General features: G+C 67.8%; 19 protein-coding genes. 11 read left to right on the forward strand and 8 right to left on the reverse strand.

Going from position 1 to position 18,947, the window contains the following annotated elements:
• Window positions 1-5: 5 nt before the first annotated feature.
• Together bla and RWO82_RS03740 are read right to left on the reverse strand one after the other, a co-directional pair.
• Window positions 6-947, reverse strand: coding sequence for a class A beta-lactamase (gene bla / locus RWO82_RS03735; RefSeq protein WP_314423514.1), 942 nt, complete (start codon window positions 945-947; stop codon window positions 6-8).
• 41 nt (window positions 948-988) lie between these two features.
• On the reverse strand, window positions 989-1,600 hold the full coding sequence (locus tag RWO82_RS03740; protein WP_314423517.1) for a helix-turn-helix domain-containing protein: 612 nt from the start codon (window positions 1,598-1,600) through the stop codon (window positions 989-991).
• A 92-nt stretch (window positions 1,601-1,692) separates the two neighbouring features.
• Here RWO82_RS03740 and RWO82_RS03745 point away from each other — a divergent pair, with 92 nt between their 5' ends.
• Complete coding sequence (locus RWO82_RS03745) at window positions 1,693-2,334, forward strand: hypothetical protein (protein WP_314423520.1); 642 nt, start codon at window positions 1,693-1,695, stop codon at window positions 2,332-2,334.
• A gap of 227 nt (window positions 2,335-2,561) precedes the next feature.
• Window positions 2,562-3,125, forward strand: coding sequence for a ComEA family DNA-binding protein (locus RWO82_RS03750; RefSeq protein WP_314423650.1), 564 nt, complete (start codon window positions 2,562-2,564; stop codon window positions 3,123-3,125).
• Between the two features lie 49 nt (window positions 3,126-3,174).
• Here RWO82_RS03750 and RWO82_RS03755 read toward each other — a convergent pair whose 3' ends face one another.
• From RWO82_RS03755 to RWO82_RS03770, 4 genes are all read right to left on the reverse strand, one after another.
• Complete coding sequence (locus tag RWO82_RS03755; protein WP_314423524.1) at window positions 3,175-3,582, reverse strand: TM2 domain-containing protein; 408 nt, start codon at window positions 3,580-3,582, stop codon at window positions 3,175-3,177.
• Between the two features lie 591 nt (window positions 3,583-4,173).
• The gene (locus tag RWO82_RS03760; protein WP_314423527.1) at window positions 4,174-6,039 is read right to left on the reverse strand and encodes a heavy metal translocating P-type ATPase; all 1,866 of its coding nucleotides are present in this window, start codon (window positions 6,037-6,039) and stop codon (window positions 4,174-4,176) included.
• Window positions 6,036-6,515, reverse strand: a complete 480-nt coding sequence (locus tag RWO82_RS03765) for a universal stress protein (protein ID WP_314423529.1) — start codon at window positions 6,513-6,515, stop codon at window positions 6,036-6,038. The genes RWO82_RS03760 and RWO82_RS03765 overlap by 4 nt, the downstream gene beginning before the upstream one ends.
• 145 nt (window positions 6,516-6,660) lie before the next feature.
• Window positions 6,661-7,074 carry a pyridoxamine 5'-phosphate oxidase family protein gene (locus RWO82_RS03770; protein ID WP_314423531.1) on the reverse strand — a complete coding sequence of 138 codons (414 nt, stop codon included), beginning with the start codon at window positions 7,072-7,074 and terminating at the stop codon, window positions 6,661-6,663.
• 157 nt (window positions 7,075-7,231) lie between these two features.
• Between RWO82_RS03770 and RWO82_RS03775 the strand changes: the two genes are divergently transcribed.
• Window positions 7,232-9,700 carry a phosphoketolase family protein gene (locus tag RWO82_RS03775; protein WP_314423534.1) on the forward strand — a complete coding sequence of 823 codons (2,469 nt, stop codon included), beginning with the start codon at window positions 7,232-7,234 and terminating at the stop codon, window positions 9,698-9,700.
• On the opposite strand, the gene RWO82_RS03780 is transcribed toward RWO82_RS03775, so the two are convergent.
• Window positions 9,666-10,337: a response regulator transcription factor gene (locus tag RWO82_RS03780; RefSeq protein ID WP_314423536.1), complete on the reverse strand. Its 672-nt coding sequence runs from the start codon at window positions 10,335-10,337 to the stop codon at window positions 9,666-9,668. The two genes, RWO82_RS03775 and RWO82_RS03780, sit on opposite strands and share 35 nt — an antisense overlap.
• Window positions 10,338-10,518: 181 nt before the next feature.
• Here RWO82_RS03780 and RWO82_RS03785 point away from each other — a divergent pair, with 181 nt between their 5' ends.
• The 8 genes from RWO82_RS03785 (at window position 10,519) to RWO82_RS03815 (ending at window position 18,306) form a co-directional block, all read left to right on the forward strand.
• A complete protein-coding gene (locus RWO82_RS03785; protein ID WP_314423538.1) occupies window positions 10,519-11,124 on the forward strand; it encodes a pyridoxamine 5'-phosphate oxidase family protein in 606 nt (201 codons plus the stop codon).
• A 269-nt stretch (window positions 11,125-11,393) separates the two neighbouring features.
• Window positions 11,394-13,091: a GAF domain-containing protein gene (locus RWO82_RS03790; RefSeq protein WP_314423540.1), complete on the forward strand. Its 1,698-nt coding sequence runs from the start codon at window positions 11,394-11,396 to the stop codon at window positions 13,089-13,091.
• Entirely contained in the window at window positions 13,088-13,735 is a 648-nt protein-coding gene (locus RWO82_RS03795; protein WP_314423543.1) for a response regulator transcription factor, read from the forward strand. Before RWO82_RS03790 ends, RWO82_RS03795 begins: the two co-directional genes overlap by 4 nt.
• Before the next feature lie 171 nt (window positions 13,736-13,906).
• Window positions 13,907-14,488 carry a hypothetical protein gene (locus tag RWO82_RS03800; protein ID WP_314423546.1) on the forward strand — a complete coding sequence of 194 codons (582 nt, stop codon included), beginning with the start codon at window positions 13,907-13,909 and terminating at the stop codon, window positions 14,486-14,488.
• The gene (locus tag RWO82_RS03805; RefSeq protein ID WP_314423547.1) at window positions 14,485-15,921 is read left to right on the forward strand and encodes an MBL fold metallo-hydrolase; all 1,437 of its coding nucleotides are present in this window, start codon (window positions 14,485-14,487) and stop codon (window positions 15,919-15,921) included. The genes RWO82_RS03800 and RWO82_RS03805 overlap by 4 nt, the downstream gene beginning before the upstream one ends.
• 80 nt (window positions 15,922-16,001) lie before the next feature.
• Entirely contained in the window at window positions 16,002-17,060 is a 1,059-nt protein-coding gene (locus tag RWO82_RS03810) for a zinc-dependent alcohol dehydrogenase (RefSeq protein WP_314423550.1), read from the forward strand.
• A 133-nt stretch (window positions 17,061-17,193) separates the two neighbouring features.
• Complete coding sequence (locus RWO82_RS15535; protein WP_399540709.1) at window positions 17,194-17,418, forward strand: BON domain-containing protein; 225 nt, start codon at window positions 17,194-17,196, stop codon at window positions 17,416-17,418.
• A 48-nt stretch (window positions 17,419-17,466) separates the two neighbouring features.
• Complete coding sequence (locus tag RWO82_RS03815; RefSeq protein ID WP_314423552.1) at window positions 17,467-18,306, forward strand: universal stress protein; 840 nt, start codon at window positions 17,467-17,469, stop codon at window positions 18,304-18,306.
• Window positions 18,307-18,439: 133 nt separating this feature from the next.
• Here RWO82_RS03815 and RWO82_RS03820 read toward each other — a convergent pair whose 3' ends face one another.
• Window positions 18,440-18,901: a hypothetical protein gene (locus tag RWO82_RS03820; RefSeq protein ID WP_314423556.1), complete on the reverse strand. Its 462-nt coding sequence runs from the start codon at window positions 18,899-18,901 to the stop codon at window positions 18,440-18,442.
• Between the last annotated feature and the right edge of the window lie 46 nt (window positions 18,902-18,947).

The following is an 18,947-nucleotide window of genomic DNA, read 5'->3' on the forward strand; positions in this document are numbered from 1 at the left end:
GAATCTCAGCCGCCTCCCACCGCGTTCAGGACGATGGATGCGGTCCGGGCGACGAGCGCGTCGTCGAAAGCGGAGTCGGGGTCGTTGCGCGAGGTCATCACGGTGATGATGATCGGCTCGCGCTCGGGGGGCGTGACGATGGCGACGTCGTTGCGTATCGGACCTGCTCCGCCCGACTTGTCTGCGACCACCCAGCCGTCGGGCGCTCCGGCCCTGATCAGGGCGTCCCCGGTGCGGTTGTCGCTCATCCATCCGATCAGCAGCGCCTCGTCTGCTGCCGTCATCGTGGATCCGTCGAAGATCGCCGCGAGCGACGCTGTGAACGCGGCCGCGGTGGTCGTGTCCTCGGTGCTGCCGGGTTCGATGGTGTTGAGCGTCGGCTCGTCGTTCACGACCTCGGTGGTGGTGTCGCCTCGTTCTGCGAGGGCGGCGTCGAGGGCTGCGGGGCCGCCGATTCTGTCGAGGATGAGATTGAGGGCCGCGTTGTCGCTGAATCGCACAGCGGCTTCGGCGAGCTGCGAATAGGTCATCCCGTCGTCGACATGCTGCGACGTGACGGGAGCGTGGCCGGCCGCGGCGGCCTGCTCTGTCGTCCACCGGACGAGCTCCTCGCGATCCGATCCGTGCACCGACCGAAGGAACTCCGCTGCGGCGAACGCCTTGATGGTCGACGCGAAGCCGAACCGCCGGTCACCTCCGTAGGCGACGGACGCGCCGGTGGCAGTGTCGAGGGTGACGACGCCGATGGTCGCGTCGTACTCCTGCTCGAGTGCGGTCAGTCCCTCGTCGACGACGGAATCGACGTCGGGCGACGGCGCGGTCGCCGTGGGTGTGGCGACCGGTGCACTCGGAGGCCCCGCCGTCGTGGCGACGCAGCCGCTGAGCGCGACGACGGTCAGGAGACAGCCGAGAGCCAGGGGACCGAGGCGGCGCATGCGCTCAGGCACCCGCGAAGATCCCGGGGCGATGCGCTCGTCGAGAACCCGATTCATGCGGTGGGCCATGCGCTTGCGACCGCGTGGACGGCGAGACGCAGGGTCTCCTCCTCGGTGTCGACGCGCACCGCCTCGGAAGGCAGCGCTCGTTCGGTCATGATGCCGGTGGTCACTGTCGAGAGGAATCGGGCTCGCGCCTCGATCCGGTCTGCGGGAATGAAGCCCTCGTCTGCAAGGACGGTCAACCACTGCTCGATGCGGTGGCGGCCCATGCGATCGAGAGCGTGGTACGTGGCGACCTGGTCTTCGGACGGAGCGGTCGCCACATACGCCTCGTAGAGGGCGCCCCACTGCTGTCGAGCCCGACTTCCGACTCCCACGTGGCTGAGCATCAGCTGCAGGCACGCGAGAAGGCGCTCCTGCGGTGCCAGGGAGCGATCAGTGATGGGATCGTCGGGAATCTCCAGGTCGTACATCGCTGCGATCACCGTGTCGATGAGCTCGCGCTGCGTGGGGAAGAAGTGGCGCAGGGAGCCGGTGCTCACCTGGGCGCGCGCGGCGACCGCCCTCACACTCAGTCGCGCCGTGGGGTTCTCTCCGAGCATCGTCGCCGCGGCGATGAGGATCTTGGCCCGGGTCCCGGGTTCCGTCGATTCAGCGTCCATGTCCGCCCTTCGTGTGTGACACCTTTCTAGCACAGTGTGCTAGCTTGAGTCGTTCGCTGCTATCACACTGTGCTAATCGAAGGGATGGGTGAATGGGGATCTCACGCTGGCGCACCCGCCGTGTCCATGCCGGATCCGGCGAGCCTGTGCAGCGCTACCGCTGGTGGCAGGTGTTCAGCCGCTCGCTGCGCTCGATCACGCTCACGTCGGAGGACGGCCGGACGTCCACCTACGCCGTCGACGTGCGCCACGGGGGCGATGCGACCGACGGTGAGGTCCGCGCCCGCCTCTACGTCGACGGCGCGCTGCAGTCATACGCGAAGATGCCGACCCGCTTCGTGGTGCCGGGCGGCCATATCGAGGTGGCGATCACCGGCTTCGGTCTCAAGCGATGCCACTACGTGCGGGCAGACGGCACCGAGGAGCAGCTGTCTCCCGATCCGCGATCGGCCGAGGGGCGTCGCGCGCGCCTGCACCAGCGGCATCCCGCGACGAGCCGGGCAATCGGGATCCTCTCCGTGCTGTTCGTCGCCGTGGGCCTCTGCGTCGAGGTTCCCCAGATCATCGCGGCCCTGTCGCAGATCCCGCCGATCGCGGAGTCGATCGGCACCTTCACCTCTCCGATCCAGCTGCCTCTCCACGTCAATCTCCTCATCGGACTCGCGGCTGTCGTCGGCAGCACGGAGCGAGCCCTGCGGATGCGATCGAGCTGGATCGATGAACTCGCCAGTTGAGGCGAGTTCGCTCGAAGTGCTCTGAGCGATCGTCCGTCTCGGCGGCGCACGGTCGACGGTCATCAGCGCGGCATAGTGAACGCGCGAGGCGCTGAGCGATTTCTGCACAGCATGCCGCGGCACGTCGTTGTCCACGGGCTGCGGCCCCCTGCGGTCCGCGGGCTTCCCGAGCGCCGTAGCGTGGCGTGATGCCTGAGCAGTCACCGCCCCCACAGCGACCTCACCGAATGCGGGTGAGCATCGGAGCGGCGGTCGTCGTCGGTCTCGTCGTGCTGTCCGGAGCCGTGGGCTTCGGCCTCCTGTCGGGGCAGGCCGCGCCCACGGAGTCGGTGGCGCTGACAGAGGATGCCGGTGACTCGGCCGGGTCGGGAGAGCTCTACGTGCATGTGCTCGGCGCGGTCGAGCATCCGGGGCTGTACGTCCTCGATCTCGATTCCCGGATGGTCGACGCGGTGGCTGCGGCAGGAGGCACGACCAAGGCCGCGGATCTGGCCGGCATCAATCTGGCGAGAGTGCTCGACGACGGCGAGCAGATCATCGTGCCCACTCTGGCTGCGCCGGGCGCGGTGACCGGAGCGGCACCCGCTCCGCCGGGCGACGAGCGGATCGATCTCAACACGGCGGATCAGACGTCGCTCGAGACGCTGCCTCGCATCGGTCCGGCACTCGCCGAGCGGATCGTCGCGTGGCGCGAGGAGAACGGCGGATTCTCCTCCGTCGACGATCTCCTGGCGGTGCCGGGCATCGGAGAGAAGCTCTTGGCAGGCATCCGCGACGGCGTACGGGTATGAGGTCGCAGCCCGAGCAGGGAAGCCCTGACAGGGCGACCCGTACTGCGGATCAGGGGACGTACCACCAGGGCATCATCGGCCAGAACTGCTCGGGCATCCGGTCGAAGACTCCGGAGATGGCGGCAGTGAGGAGCCAGAGCCCGAAGCCTGCGGCCGTGATGGTCCACGCGATCATCTTGTGCTCGGCGAAATCGGGAAGGAGTCGGCCCTCTTTGTCTCGTTGGACGCCGGCGAGCGTGAGGATGAGATCGATCAGCCACCATATGCCGAAGCCGCCGACCGTGAGCAGTTCAAGGATGCCGGTGCCCGTCTTGCCGAGATAGAACCGATCGACCCCCAGGAACCCGAGAAGCCAGGCGAACATCCAGGTGGCGACGAACGACCGGGTCGAAGGATCCGTGGCGGCGAGCGGAACGGCTGTGTCACGTGCGCCGACCGGAGGAGGGTTCGTGGACATGCTCTACTCCTTTCCCTACTTCAGCGTGAACGATCGTGTGCGCGGGAGCCGGGTCGAAGGTCCTCTAGGCGCAGCCGACCTCAGGTGCGGGGATCGTCGTGCGCGGGACCTTCGACCCGGAGGACCCGCGCCGCACAGGCCACGCTCTCTGCATGGCGACGACGGAGTGGTCCGGATCCCCGTGGGGAGGCGGTGTGCGGTGCAGGCGGCTGCGCGAGGGCGAGTGCTGGGAGAGGTTCGCCCACGCAGACATCCGTATCGCGGCGCACGTGATGGACGGTCGGGAGGCGAAACCCGTGCCTCATGTGGTGGAGAACGGCGGACTGCTGTTCGCGACGGCGTCGGGCGGCTCGCCGGATGGGGGCGATGCTCATGGCCTGATGACCGTGCAGATCGACGGCTATGACGCCACGGAGGCGTTCAGCGTCGCGCTGATCGGGTACGCCGATGAGCCGACGCCGGAGGACGGAGCGTCCCTGCGCCGGGATCCGACGCTGCCCCGCGGCGTCGACGGACGAAAGTGGGTGCGATTCGTTCCGCTGAGCATCGAGGGTCGGATCTACACCGCTGTCGCCTCCGCGGATGCGGGGTCTACGGCCTCCTCCGCACGTCGCCAGGGGCATCGCTGGGTCCGCGAAGCGCCCGCAAGGCGAAGAGGATCGTCGCCAGGTCCACGAACTCCTGCGTGACGGCGCCGACCACGGCCGGGATGATCCCGGTCGTCGCGATGATCATGAGCGCGAGGCTCAGGGCGATCCCGATCCAGATCGCGGTCAGGGCGACCCGCAGCGTGTGTCGTCCGATCGATACGGCGTCCACGACTTTCGCCAGGGAATCCACGAGGATCACGATGTCGGCGGCATCTCCGGCCGCTGTGGCTCCCTTCGCGCCCATCGCGACGCCGACGTCCGCTGCAGCGAGCACAGGCGCATCGTTCACGCCATCGCCGATCATCATCACCGGACGCGGTTGCAGCTCCTGCGCGAGTCGCACCTTCTCCGGCGGGAGGAGCTCCGCGTGGATGTCGTGGATCCCGGTCTGCCTGCCCACTTCGTCGGCTGTCGAGCGCACGTCGCCGGTGAGCATCACGATGCGCTCGACGCCGTTGGATCGGAGCCACGAGACGACCGCGGCGGCGTCGGCGCGGGGGTCATCGGCGAACACGAGAGCGCCGGCGAAGCGTCCGTCCACCGCGACGTAGGCGGCGGCTTCTCCTGTGGAGAGCGCGGTGCGCACAGCATCCGGTGCGATCGCGGCGATGTACGCGGGCTTCCCCACCGAGACGGTGCGTCCGTCGATGATCGCGACCACGCCGTTCGTCGCGTCCTCGCGCGCGGAGCTGGCAACACGCAGACCGAGGCCGCGATCCGCAGCGGCGCGGCGGATCCCCTCGGCGAGCACATGCGAGGAGTATCCCTCGGCGGATGCCGCGAGCATCAGCAGCTCGTCGGCGTCGAAGCCCTCGGCGGGACGGACATCGACGAGCTCCGGTCGCCCCTGGGTGAGGGTGCCGGTCTTGTCGAAAGCGGCGGACCGTACCCGGGCGATCTGCTCGATCACGGCACCGCCCTTCATGATCACCCCCGCTCTGGCAGCGCGGGAGAGGCCGCCGAGGAAGGCGACGGGTGCAGCGATCAGGAGCGGGCAGGGTGTCGCGAGCACGAGGACTTCTGCGAACCGCGTCGGATCGCCCGACAGCGCCCAGGCTGCACCTGCGATGAGGATCGAGACCGCGGTGAAGGGGATCGCGAATCGATCGGCCAGTCTCACCACCGGCGCGTGGGATTCCTCGGCGGCTTTCACGAGCGCGACGATCTGCTGATACTGGCTGTTCTCGCTGGTGCGTGTCGCCCTCACCAGCACGGCGTGATTCCCGTTGATCGCGCCTGAGAAGATCTCGTCGCCCTCCGAGTGGGCGACCGGCATGCTCTCACCCGTCAGTGAAGACTCGTCGAAAGAGGCGGCCTCGGTGAGCAGGCTCCCGTCGACCGGCACGATCTCGGAGGGCCGGATCACCAGGACGTCCCCGATCTCGACGTCGTGCACGGGAACATCATGAACGTCGTCCTCGGCACCCGTGGCGGCATGCCGCAGCACATGCGCGATGCGCGGAGAGCGGTCGAGGAGCGCCGACAGGTCGCGCGCGGCACGTCGCCCGGCGAAGTCCTCGAGCGCTTCTCCGCCCGAGAGCATGAGCACGATGATGAGCGATGCGACGAACTCGCCGACCGCGAGTGTGGCGATCATGGCGACCAGCGCGAGGATGTCGAGACCGACGTGACCACGGAGCACGTCGCGCACCATCCTCGCCAGAGTCCAGACGATGAACGCACCGACGTAGATCGTGGCGATCCATCGGCCTTCGCTCCCGCCGCCGATCAGGGATGCGGTGACGACGACGGCGAGCACCACCGCACTGACGGCGACGATGAGATATCGCGAATCCGCGGATCTCAAGGGTTCAGCTCTTCGTCGCCGGGCGGAGGGCCGGCTTCGCCGTCGCTCGCGGTCTTCGTGTGCACGATCAGCACAGGGCAGTGCGCGTGCTCCGCACAGGCCGCGCTGACGGATCCGAGCAGCAGTCCGACGAAGCCGCCATGTCCGCGGCTGCCGAGCACCAGCATCGAGGCCGAGTCGCTGAGCCGGATCAGTGTGCGCGCTGCCGGTCCGAGAAGCACCTCGCTGGTGAGGTCTCCTGGCGGCTCGTCTCCGAATGCTTCCGCGATCGACTCGTCGAGGATCTCGCGGGCGTACTCTGCGGGTGACCACTCGATCGCCAGGTACGGCTCGATCGGGGGAGCGGTCCACGTCGTGACGACGTGCAGAGGCTCTTTCAGCGCCACAGCCATGTCGGCAGCGTAGCGGAGGGCGGCGACGGAGGAGCGGGATCCGTCGACGCCGACGACGATGCGGTGTGCGTGCGTGTTCTCCATACGTCCACGGTGCTGCCCAGGCGTCGGGGTCACCGGGTCGAAGGTCATACGCGTGCTGCATCGCTGCGGAACCCTGTGCCCTCGCGAGCCGTGGGCATCTCCCGGAGCGCGGCGAGAGGCGCCCGGTGACACCTCGTCACGAGGACTACCGGGGTGCGAGCTCGAACACTCGACCTCGCACCCCGGTGGGAACGATCCTGACCCAGCGATCCTTCTCCTCGGGGGCCCAGGGGCGCACGCCGAGGCGTTCCGCCGCGAGCACGTCGGCATCCCGGTCGAACTCCTCCGCCGTTCCCTTCACCACCACGCTGAAAGCCTCGTCATCGTCGTATCCGTCGACCTCGAAGGCGACCGAGCTGTGGATGGTCAGTTCGAGCAGCTTTGTCCCGGCGGACGTGCGGAAGACGATCGCCCGCCCATCGGTCTTGTGGTTGACGGGGAAGATGTCGATCTCGCCGGCTGCGCCGCAGGCGATCCGTCCGTAGGGAGCTCTCGCGAGGCGCGCCCAGCACTCGTCTTCGCTCAGAGGTCGCGTCAGCGAGCGTTCGATCTCCGTCATGATGACCTCCGTTCCAGACGACGTCGTCGTGCTCATCGTCCTGGACGCGCGGCCGGGGAGAGCGGGCCGAAAGTCCTGTCGTCGCGCCAGGCGTCGCGGCGCTCGGGATGGGACCTTCGGCTCTGTCACCCGCCGGTGCTGCGGAGAGACTGCGGGCATGAGCGCAGTGTGGACGCCCTCGACCGCGGCGCCGGCCGCCGACCGCGACGACACCGGGAGCGCGGGCGCCTGGGTGCTCGGGAGCGGCGAACCTCCGACGGCGTCGACCCTGGAGACGGTGCACGCATGGTGGCGCGCGGCGAACTACCTGTCGGTGGGGCAGATCTATCTCCTCGACAACCCGCTGCTCCGCGAACCGCTCCTGCCTGCGCACATCAAGCCGCGGCTGCTCGGGCACTGGGGCACGACTCCGGGACTGAAGTTCGTCTACGCCCATCTCAACCGCGCCATCAGGGAGCGTTCCCTCCGCACGATCTACATCGCAGGTCCGGGGCACGGAGGGCCGGGGATGGTGGCGAACGCCTACCTGGACGGCACGTACAGCGAGGTCTACAACAGCATCGATCGTTCGGAGGACGGCCTGCGTCGCCTGTTCCGACAGTTCTCGTTCCCCGGCGGGATCCCGAGCCATGTCGCCCCGGAGACGCCCGGATCGATCCATGAGGGCGGAGAACTGGGCTACGCGCTCTCCCACGCCTATGGCGCGGTGTTCGACGATCCCGGTCTTCTCGCCGTGGCGGTCGTCGGTGACGGCGAGGCGGAGACGGGGCCGCTTGCGACGAGCTGGCACGGCAACAAGTTCGTCGACGCGCGGCAGGACGGCGTCGTGCTCCCGATCCTGCATCTCAACGGATACAAGATCGCGAACCCGACCCTGCTCGCGCGCATCCCCGAGCCGGAGCTCCTCTCGCTCATGCGTGGTCTGGGGTACACCCCTCACATCGTCTCCGGAGGATTCGATGACGAGGATCCGCTGGAGGTGCATCGACGCTTCGCGATCGTGCTGGACCGAGTGCTCGACCACATCGCACAGATCAAGGCCGATGCGGCAGCCGGCGCTCTGCGGACGAGACCCGCATGGCCGATGATCATCCTCCGGACGCCGAAGGGCTGGACCTGCCCGGAGACGATCGACGGACACCCGGCGGAGAACAACTGGCGTTCGCATCAGGTGCCTCTGCGCGACGCGCGCGACACCGATGCGCACACGCGGCTGCTCGAATCCTGGATGCGGTCCTATGCCCCGGACGAGATCTTCGACGAGCGCGGCGCGGTCAGGGAATCGATCACGGCGCTGGCGCCCGACGGCGAACTCCGCATGAGCGCGAACCCGGTCGCCAACGGCGGGCTGCTCAGGCGCGAGCTGCGTCTGCCGGACTTCCGAGGGCACGCGGTCGACGTGCCGAGCCCGGGTGCGACGACGAGCGAGGCGACGCGTGTGCTGGGGGGGTGGCTTCGCGACGTGATCACGGCCAACCCTGACAACTTCCGCATCTTCGGTCCCGACGAGACGGCGTCCAATCGACTCGATGCCGTGTTCGAGGTGACGGACAAGCAGTGGAACGCGGAGTCGCTGCCGATGGACGCCGACAACCATCTGTCGCACGCCGGCAGGGTGGTCGAGATGCTCAGCGAGCATCAGTGCCAAGGATGGCTCGAGGGATATCTGCTCACCGGACGCCACGGTGTGCTGAACTCCTACGAGGCGTTCATCCACATCGTCGACTCGATGTTCAACCAGCATGCCAAGTGGCTCAAGACCGCGAGAGGGATTCCGTGGAGGCGGCCGATATCGTCGCTGAACTACCTTCTCAGCTCGCATGTCTGGCGGCAGGACCACAACGGACTGTCCCACCAGGATCCCGGATTCATCGACCACGTCGTGAACAAGAAGTCCGATGTGGTGCGGGTCTACCTGCCCGTCGACGCCAACACGCTCCTGTCCACGTACGATCACTGCCTGCGATCGAGCGACTACGTCAATGTCGTGGTCGCCGGAAAGCAGCCTGCACCCGACTGGCTCGGGATCGACGCTGCCGTCGAGCACTGCACGCGCGGACTCGGCATCTTCGAGTGGGCGGGGACAGAAGTTGCCGGAGAGACCCCGGACGTGGTTCTCGCCGCAGCCGGCGACGTGCCGACTCTCGAGGTCCTCGCGGCGGCGTCGATCCTGCGTCGACGCATCCCCGCCCTGAAGGTGCGCGTCGTGAACGTGGTCGACCTCATGCGCCTGCAGAGCGAGCGCGAGCATCCGCACGGGCTGAGCGATCGCGAGTACGACGCGATCTTCACCACGGACAGGCCGGTGATCTTCGCCTACCACGGCTATCCCTGGCTCATCCATCGCCTGACCTACCGGCGACACGGTCACGATCAACTCCATGTTCGCGGATACACAGAAGAGGGAACGACGACCACTCCGTTCGACATGGTGATGATGAACGACATCGATCGCTTTCACCTGGTGATGGACGTGATCGATCACGTTCCGCGCCTCGGCGCTCGAGAAGCGGTCCTGCGTCAGGAGATGCAGGATTCGCGGGTGCGCGCACGGGCGTACACCCGGCGCCATGGGGAGGACCCACCCGAGATCAGGAACTGGGAGTGGTCGCCGAGCCCGGGCTGACGACCGCACGGCCCGCTCTCCCTGCCTCGATGATCGCCGCCTGTGTGCGCCTCTCCAGGCCCAGCTTGCTCAGCAATGACGACACGTAGTTCTTGACGGTCTTCTCCGCCAGGCCGAGCCGATCGCCGATCTGCCGATTCGACATCCCCTCGGCGATGAGGGCGAGGACCTGCTTCTCGCGCTGGCTGAGAGCGCCGAATCGGGGGTCGTCCTCGTCCGCGTCTCCGACGCTCCGGGAGACATGGCGCATCATCGACGGCTTGATCAGTCGGCGACCCTGAGCGACGGCACGGACCGCCTGTGCGAGTTCGTCGCTGCGCAGCGTCTTCACCAGGTAGCCGGCCGCATCGCCGAGGATCGCGGCGAACAGGGCGTCGACATCGTCGAAGGCGGTGAGCATCACGCACTGCACGCGCGGGTGCGTCTGGCGGATCTCACGACACAGATCGATCCCGCTGCCGTCGGGGAGATGCACATCCAGAACCGCGACATCGGGAGCGGTCGCGGCGATGCCGGACGCGGCATCCCGGCATGTGGACGATTCACCGACGACGATCATGTCGGGCTGGGCGGCGAGGAGATCGGCGACGCCCCGACGAACGACCTCGTGATCATCGACGAGAAAGATCCGGAACATCTCGGCCACCCTTCCCCGACCGTCTGCGCGTGAGCACCAGGGTACCGCGCGGTCTCCGCACGCCGTCGGGACTTTAGGCCCTGTCGACCGCGACCGCGGGGCCATTGACTGTACGCGTTCCGACAGGACATCCGGTGCATTCTCGACGCAGTCCGGCAGACGATACCCAGGAGACATCATCGTGGCGAACGAAGACACGACACACGAAGCCCGAGAGCCCGCGGCGTCTGCGGCGGTCGACGACGCGCTCGGCGTCGAGGAGATCGGCACGTCGGCATGCTGGCGACTCGTGGAAGCGCACTCCTTGGGACGGCTCGCGCTGCAGAACGTGGATGGTCACCCCGACGTGTTCCCCCTCAACTATCTCGTGTACGAGGGAAGCGTGTACATGCGATCCGCTCCCGGTGCCAAGCTGCGGAGCATCGTCGCCCATCCCGACGTGGCCCTCGAGGTGGACGGCACCGAGGACGGGTTCCACTGGAGCGTCGTGATCAGGGGCGTCGCGCAGCGCCTGGACACCGACGCTCTCATCGAGGCGTCCGGGATACTCGATCTGGTGTCGAGCAGTCCCACTGCGAAACACGACTACATACGACTCGTCCCCGCGACGGTCACGGGTCGCCGGTTCCCTGCGCGTCCCCCTGGTGCGCCGCCGACTGACGGGCACCGCGCGACGCAGGAGAGCGCCAGTGCGAGCGACCGTGGCGCGTGGCGGCGCAGCATGCCTCGACGAACGGTCGACAAACCGCAACCCATCCCGCATCTGCAGCCGTGGGGCAACGACTGACGGGATGCGACTGCCGCAGCCCCGTCCCGACCCGAGGGAACGGGCGCGAGCCGCCTGTGCGGGGGTCGGTCGCTCGTCAGGTGTGGGGACCTGCGAGCGAGCCGAGGGCGGTGGTGTGAAGGGGGAGACGGAGAGGGATGGTGCGTCAGGCCGCACCATCCCTCTCTGATGGGGCCGTGGGCCTCCGCTCGCCGATGCGCGGAGCCGATGGTCCCACGAGCCCGCGCGGGAGTATCCTCGTCACCAGTGACGGCCCGGAAGGGAGTGCGATGGACGACGAGCACCTCCAGTTCCCGGATCAGCATCGTTCCGAGCTAGAACGCACGATCGGGGAGCTGGTGGATCGTGCGCACCGAGTTCTCGGGGCTCAGGGGCGGCTCCGCAGTCTCCTGCGCGCGAGCCAAGCCGTCGTCGAGGACCTCGAACTCGAGCAGGTTCTCCGCCATATCGCCGAGGCGGCGGTCGCACTCGTCGACGCCGAATACGGTGCCCTCGGCGTCATCGATCGCGACGGCCTCCTCGAACAGTTCATCCACGTCGGGATGGCGGCTGACGTGGCGCAGAGCATCGGACACCTCCCCGAAGGACACGGAATCCTCGGAGCGGTCATCGAGAGCGAGCATCCGATCCGGCTGGACGACCTCGGCAGCGACCCGCGCGCGGTCGGATTCCCGGCTCACCATCCGCCCATGCGCACATTCCTGGGTGTGCCGATCCGAGTGCGCGGCGAGATCTTCGGCAACCTCTACCTCACCAACCGCGCCGGCGGCACCTTCACCGTCGAAGACGAGGAACTCGTACTCGCCCTCGCATCCACCGCGGCGATCGCGATCGACAACGCGAGACGGTTCGAGGAGTCGCGGCGCAGGCAGAGACTGAGCAGCGCACTGGCAGAGATCACCGCAGCGTTGCTCGCGCCCGATGTCGGTGACGTCTTCGGTGTTCTCGCGGAGAGGGTGGCATCGCTGGTCGACGCAGACATCGTCTGCATCGTGATTCCGGATCCGATCACCGAGCGCTTCCGGATCCAGACGGCGCGCGGAACGGATGCCGAATCGCTCGAGGGCACCGACGTGCCCGAGCACAACACGGTCGTCTCGCGCGCGATGGCCAGCGGCGGGGTGATGGAAGCAGACGGGACGCTCGGGGCCCTGTCGGAGGACGCCGACATCGCGGACGGCTGGACCATCGCGGTGCCGCTGATCGTCGCCGGCGTATCGGCGGGTGCTCTCTGCGTCACGCGGGGCGCGGGCGGTCGCAGGTTCTCTCCCGACGACCTGTCGACACTCGCGGAGTTCGCGGCACAGGCGGGGCTGGCGCTCGCGGTCGCCCAGGCCCGCGCAGATCGTCAACGGCTGGATCTGATCGAGGATCGAGCTCGCATCGCCAGAGACCTCCACGACAACGTCATCCAGCGACTGTTCGGCGCAGGACTCGGCCTCCAGGCGCTCGCCGCCAAGATCCCCGATCATGCGGCACTCATCGCCGCACAGGTGGAGCAGATCGACGCCGCGATCGCAGACTTCCGCACCGCGATCTTCGCCCTGCAGACTCCCGATCCCGAATCCGTCAGGCATCGACTGCTCGATGTGGCGAACGAACTCGCACCGCTGCTCGGCGTCTCGCCGCGCGTCATTTTCGCCGGGCCCATCGACCTCCTGGTGACGGGTGCGCTCGCCGACGACGTCGTCGCGGTCGTGCGAGAGTCTCTCAGCAACGTCGCCCGGCACGCACGAGCCACGAGCGCCGAGGTCACCGTCTCCGCCAGCGCGTCGCATATCACGGTCGTCATCGATGACGACGGGATCGGAATGCCGGCGAGACCGGCGCGGCAGAGCGGCACCGTGAATCTCGCGACCCGAGCGCGGACGCACGGCGGCGTGTACCGTGTCGAAGCGCGAAGTGAGGGAGGCACGCGGGTGCGCTGGCACGCACCGCTCGCATCGATGGAAGCGGCGGAATCGTGATCCGGGTCTTCGTCGTCGATGATCACGAGATCGTTCGCCGAGGGATCACTCGCCTGATCGATGCCGATCCCGGCCTCGAGGTCGTGGGGGAATCCGCGACCGCGAAGGGGACTCTCGGGCGAGTCGCGGCGACCTCTCCCGATGTCGTCGTCCTCGACGTGAACCTCCCGGACGGCGGCGGGGTCGACGTGTGCCGTCTCATCCGATCGAGCCATCCCGACATCCGCTGCCTCATGCTCACCGCATTCGACGACGATGCGGCCAGCGTCGCCGCGGTGGTGGCCGGTGCGTCCGGCTATGTGCTGAAGACCATTCACGGATCGGCGCTCATCGACTCCATCCATCGCGTCGCGAGGGGAGAGAGCCTCGTGCCCGGAGAGGTCTCCGAACGCGTGCGCCGCAGCCTCGAGGCTCGGGTCGAAGAGAGGGACGGGCCGTCTGCGGAGCTGACGCTGAGAGAGCGTCAGGCGCTCACACTGATCGCCGAGGGCCTGACCAACCGGCAGATCGGCGAGCGACTCGGTCTCGCCGAGAAGACGGTCAAGAACTACGTCTCCGGTCTTCTCGCCAAGCTCGGCATGCAACGCCGCACTCAGGCCGCGGTGTACGCGGCCCGGGAAGGCGAGGGCCGCACGCTTCTGTGAGGGCGGGCGTGGCCAGGGGACGCACGACCTCCTCCTCTCGCCCCGGAGTTCGCGAACGAGGCGGTGTTCCCCGTGTGTTCCGCCGCCGCGAGGGACCTTGTGCCCTGACGGCGATGCTCTCGACCGAGACGATGGGGGAGAGGGAGACCACATCGTCAGCCAAGGAGCGCCATGAACGACTCGACTCTCACCCCCGCCCGCCCACCCGCAGTCGCCGTCGTCTACGAATCGCTGTTCGGAAGCACCCGCAGCGTGGCGGAGTCGCTGACGGAAGGCATCCGAGAGCAACTCCTGGCAACCGTGACGCCGATCAGCCTCGCCTCGCCCAGCGCGGACTGCGACATCCTCGTCGTCGGGGCGCCGACGCACGCCCACTCGTTGAGCACCCCCGCATCGCGCGCGGAAGCCGAGCGGTGGGCGCGTGATCGGGCGCGGCACCTCACCCTGGACGATTCCCCCCACACGACGGGCATGAGGGAATGGCTGGAACGGCGTCCGACAGCGCGGCTCGGGTACGTCGCGTTCGACACCCGAGTCGACATGCCACGAATCTTCACCGGCTCGGCGGCGACGGCCATCGGGCGGCGTCTGAAGAAGTACGGACTGCGTGAGATCCTCGCGCCCGAGAGCTTCCTCGTCGACTCGCACAGCCGTCTGCTGTCGACGGAGCGCGACCGAGCCGTGCGCTGGGGTCGCGAGATCGCGGAGGCCGCTCTCGCCCTGACCGACGAGACGGCACGGATCCCACGATGACCGCGACCACTCCGCGTCCCGCGCGCAGGGACCGCGGCGCGACGCTGTCATTCCTGGGCGGCGCCGGTACGGTGACGGGCTCCCGATACCTGGTGACCGACTCGACAACGCGAACCCTGATCGATTGCGGCCTCTTCCAAGGCTTCAAGGTGCTGCGTCAGCGCAACCGTTCTCCGTTCCCCGTGTCGCCGAGCTCGATCGACGCGCTCGTTCTCACGCATGCTCACCTCGATCACTCCGGATACATCCCTGCCCTCGTGCGCGACGGCTTCCACGGCCGCATCTACGCGAGTGAGGGCACCATCGCCCTCTGTCGGATCATGCTGCTGGACAGCGCTCACCTTCTCGAAGAGGAAGCGAGCCACGCCGCGCGACACGGATGGTCCCGACACGAGCGTCCTCGCCCGCTGTACACGGTCGACGACGCGAGGGCTTCGCTCGACCATTTCGTCGCTGTCCGCGACGGTCAGGAGATCGCGCTGCCCGGTTCCATGAACCTGCGCTTCTCGAGTGCCGGTCACATCCTCGGCGCCATGAGCGCCTACCTCGACGTCGAAGGGCAGCGCCTGTGCGTCACCGGCGACCTCGGACGTCCCGACGACCCGCTGATGCGACCGCCTCACCCCTTCGACGGCGCGGATGTGCTCGTCACGGAATCGACGTATGGGGAGCGCCGACACAGCGAAGTGAACCCCGAGGACCAGCTCGCGGACATCGTCCGACGAACCGTCCACAGGGGTGGCGTGGTCCTCATCCCCGCCTTCGCGGTCGGGCGCACCGAGACGATACTCCTGCACCTGTCGAGGCTCCGGGAGCGCGGCGAGCTTCCCGATGTCCCTGTGCACGTCAACAGTCCCATGGCCGTGAGCGTCGCCGATGTATACCGCAGCCATCCCGATCAGCACCGCATCTCGCTCGATGAGGTGGAACGGATGTACGGACTCGCCACGCCGGTCCGGAGCGTGGACGAGTCGAAGCTCCTCAACCTCCGTGGAGGGCCGATGATCATCATCTCCGCGAGCGGGATGCTCACGGGCGGACGCATCCTGCATCATCTGCGGGCGTACGGCCCGGAGGCGCGGAACACCATCGTCCTGACGGGATTCCAGGCTCCGGGCACACGAGGTGCGCGCCTCCTGGCGGGAGAGCGTTCGCTGCGCATCTTCGGCAATGACGTGCCCATCAGGGCGGAAGTGGCCGTCATCGACTCGATGTCCGCACACGCCGACGCGGACGACCTGCTCGCGTGGATGAGTGGCGCTCCGCGACCGCCACGCGCCGTGTACGTCACCCACGGCGAGCCCTCAGCCGCCGACACCCTCCGCCTCCGCATCGAACGCGAGCTGGGGTGGACCGCTGAGGTGCCTGATCACGAGCAACAGGTGCATTTCGCGAACGACCGCGAACTGTCACCCGAGCAGCACGCGGGGTGACGCCGACGGCGGGACCTTGGACCCGATCTCGGCACAGCACCCCCTCAAGACTTCATGTATCCAGTCGTCAAGGAGGAAAGATGCGAACAGCAGTCGTCTCGAATTCCGGTGAGAGTGCCCATGTGGACGAGCGTCCGCTTCCGGAGCCCGGTCCCGGTCAGGTCTTGATTCGCCTGGAGACATGCGGACTATGCCATACCGACATCCACGCGATGCGCGGCGACTGGCCTGTGAAACCGGCTCTCCCGTTGGTGCCCGGTCACGAGGGAGTGGGGATCATCGAGGCGATCGGCCCCGGAGTCGCGAATCGCACGGTCGGTCAGAGAGTCGCGATGCCCTGGCTCGGGCACGCATGCGGCGAATGTCGATACTGCGTCAGCGGCCGCGAGAATCTCTGCGAGCAGCAGTACAACAACGGCTACACCGTCGATGGCGGCTTCAGCGAATACATGCTGTCCGATTCCCGCTTCGCCACCCTCGTTCCCGATGGGGTGACGGCGCTCGACGCCGCGCCGCTCACATGCGCGGGAGTCACGACGTACGCCGCCATCAAGAACGCGCATGTGACGCCGGGCGAGACCGTGGCCGTCTTCGGGATCGGCGGGCTGGGCCATCTCGCCGTGCAGTATGCACGCCTGGTCGGCGCGAAGGTGATCGCGATAGATGTGACGACCGAGAAGCTCGAGCTCGCGACGGAGCTCGGGGCGGATCACGTCATCAATGCCGCGGAGGTGGATCCGGTGGACGCGATCCACGACCTCGGCGGGGCAGACGTCGCCGTGGTGCTCGCGGTCGCCCCCGCCGTGTTCACGCAGGCCTTCACCGCGCTCAACCGCGGAGGACGCCTGATCCTGGTCTCGTTGCCTGCCGGCGGTGAACTGACGATACCTGTCTTCGACACCGTGCTGAAGGGCATCAGCGTCATCGGCTCCATCGTCGGCACACGGCAGGATCTGGCTGAGGTCTTCGCGCTTCACGCTGCGGGTCGCACCAGAGTCGTCACAGAAACCCGGGAGCTCGACCAGGTGAACTCCTCGGTCGACGAGGTGCTCGCCGGAACGGTGCCGGCGCGACTGGTCTTCGAGTATCAGACCGCCGACGTCGTACCGGTTCGTGACCCCAGCTCAGTCTCGCTCTAGCGCATCGGAACGTGCGCTGCGCGGCACGCGGCGGCTCGGATGCCCGGCATCTCCTGTGTCGAGTCGGCGACGGACGGACGCATGGGACCTAATGCTCTGATCGAGACCGAGGACCTGGACGATCGTGGTCGGAGTGCGCAATGCGTTCACTCGCAACGCCCAGCTCGATGCGCAGGGCATCCATGTGGAGGTGGACGGCAACAGGGTGATCCTGCGCGGAACCGTCAAGACCTGGGCCGAGCGCCGTCAGGCGGCGAACACAGCGTGGTCGTCCCCCGCACGTGTCGGATGTCGACAATCGCATCTCGGTCCGCGGTTTCTGACGACGAGCAGATGGTCGGACCCTCAGAGGCACTGACAGCCGTTCGCCGGCCATCGAGAGAATCGACGTGATCGGAGCTGACACGTGACGGAGAGCATCCTGGTCGGAGTGACCGGATCCGCCGCATCGCGACGAGCGGCGGCCTGGGCAGCCCGCAGGGCGTATGACCGCCACGCGAGGATCGAGCTGATATCGATCGTCGGGGGAGCGGTGGGAGCGGTCGGGGAGGGCAGTGTCCTCGACGCCTTGCTCCAGTCCGCACGCAGGACATTGGACGGCGTCGCTGAGAACCTCCGCGCAGGCGGCCTGACCGTGGACACGAGGATCGGCAGGGGTGATCCCGTGGGCGAGATCGTCGACGCGAGCATGCTCTTCGATCTCCTCGTGATCGGCGGCGCCGACCGAGGTCGGAGCGCTGCGTCCGACCGGTACTCTCACGGACCACGGATAGCCGCGGGCGCGCATTGCTCCGTCGCCGTTGTTCCGGACGTGGACATCGCCAGCCGCCACGGCGTCGTCGTCGGAGTGGACGGATCCGTCTTCTCCGCACGGGCACTCGAATTCGCCGCCGTCGAGGCTGCCCGCACGGGCGAGAAACTCACCGCGATCACGGCATGGTCCCCTCTTCCGCTACCGCTGGGCATGCACGAATACCCTCCGTCGTACATCGACGGGATGCAGAGACTCGCTCGGGAAACGCTCGACGATGCTGTGGCGGGGGTGACCCGGCTGCACACGGAGCTGGAGGTCGTCCGTGTGGTCGAACGCGGTCACCCGGCAGCGATCATCGCTCGTCACGCAGAGACCGCTCGCATCGTGGTGGTCGGCTCCCGCGGACACGGTGCTCTCGCGCGTCTCCTGGTTGGATCGACCAGTCAAGAGGTGCTCGACCGGCTCGGTGCCGTCGCGGTCGTGGTTCGCTGAGGAGCGGACCCGTCGCCGCCGCCCCCGGCGCAGACCGACCGCGCCGCTCCCTGCACCGCCGCGGCCGAGCCCGACGTCGACGTCGCGTGCGGATCCCGGCGCGACGAGTCCGACTCCCGACCGCGAATCCGGCCTAGGGATCCTGCGGCTCGATGATCTCTGGCGTGCTCAGGGATGCCAACGAGGTGCGCGGGAGCCACGCCGCGACGCCGAGCATCGCCATCACGGCCACCAACTGGGCGATGCCTGTCGAGAAGTAGAGCGCTTGCAGCCAGAGCATCCCGCGGATCATCCCGGTCTCGGTGAAGATCCACACGAGCATGCCGAACCCGGCCACCGCAGACCAGAGCAGAGCGGACTCTCTGCGCGCCAACAAGAGTCCGGCCGCAAGAGCCTGGGATCCTCCGACCACGCCGACGAGTATCACCCCAGGCCATACGAAAGATCTGAACGGACCGTCGTCGAGAGCGGACTGAGGCATTCCGAGTCCGGCCGTCGCCACGAGACCGATGCCGCCGGCGAACGCGGATACGGCCTGGAAGATCGCCAGCGCGACCAGAGACCAGAACGACAGAACCCGCAACCGTTCGATCATGACGCTCCCTCTCGAGTCGAGTTGTTCGTTCCGTCCTACAGGTCGT

The organism is uncultured Microbacterium sp. (assembly GCF_963521645.1).
Taxonomy (GTDB): Bacteria; Actinomycetota; Actinomycetes; order Actinomycetales; family Microbacteriaceae; genus Microbacterium.

Bases quoted from the DNA above. Each gene is read 5' to 3' on its own strand.
- RWO82_RS03805 (WP_314423547.1), top strand. From the start codon at position 14,485: ATGACCGCGACCACTCCGCGTCCCGCGCGCAGGGACCGCGGCGCGACG.
- RWO82_RS03780 (WP_314423536.1), bottom strand. From the start codon at position 10,337: ATGTTCCGGATCTTTCTCGTCGATGATCACGAGGTCGTTCGTCGGGGC.
- RWO82_RS03820 (WP_314423556.1), bottom strand. From the start codon at position 18,901: ATGATCGAACGGTTGCGGGTTCTGTCGTTCTGGTCTCTGGTCGCGCTG.
- RWO82_RS03775 (WP_314423534.1), top strand. From the start codon at position 7,232: ATGAGCGCAGTGTGGACGCCCTCGACCGCGGCGCCGGCCGCCGACCGC.
- RWO82_RS03765 (WP_314423529.1), bottom strand. From the start codon at position 6,515: ATGGAGAACACGCACGCACACCGCATCGTCGTCGGCGTCGACGGATCC.
- RWO82_RS03740 (WP_314423517.1), bottom strand. From the start codon at position 1,600: ATGGACGCTGAATCGACGGAACCCGGGACCCGGGCCAAGATCCTCATC.
- RWO82_RS03745 (WP_314423520.1), top strand. From the start codon at position 1,693: ATGGGGATCTCACGCTGGCGCACCCGCCGTGTCCATGCCGGATCCGGC.
- RWO82_RS03810 (WP_314423550.1), top strand. From the start codon at position 16,002: ATGCGAACAGCAGTCGTCTCGAATTCCGGTGAGAGTGCCCATGTGGAC.
- RWO82_RS03750 (WP_314423650.1), top strand. From the start codon at position 2,562: ATGCGGGTGAGCATCGGAGCGGCGGTCGTCGTCGGTCTCGTCGTGCTG.
- RWO82_RS03770 (WP_314423531.1), bottom strand. From the start codon at position 7,074: ATGACGGAGATCGAACGCTCGCTGACGCGACCTCTGAGCGAAGACGAG.
- RWO82_RS03790 (WP_314423540.1), top strand. From the start codon at position 11,394: ATGGACGACGAGCACCTCCAGTTCCCGGATCAGCATCGTTCCGAGCTA.
- RWO82_RS03755 (WP_314423524.1), bottom strand. From the start codon at position 3,582: ATGTCCACGAACCCTCCTCCGGTCGGCGCACGTGACACAGCCGTTCCG.
- RWO82_RS03800 (WP_314423546.1), top strand. From the start codon at position 13,907: ATGAACGACTCGACTCTCACCCCCGCCCGCCCACCCGCAGTCGCCGTC.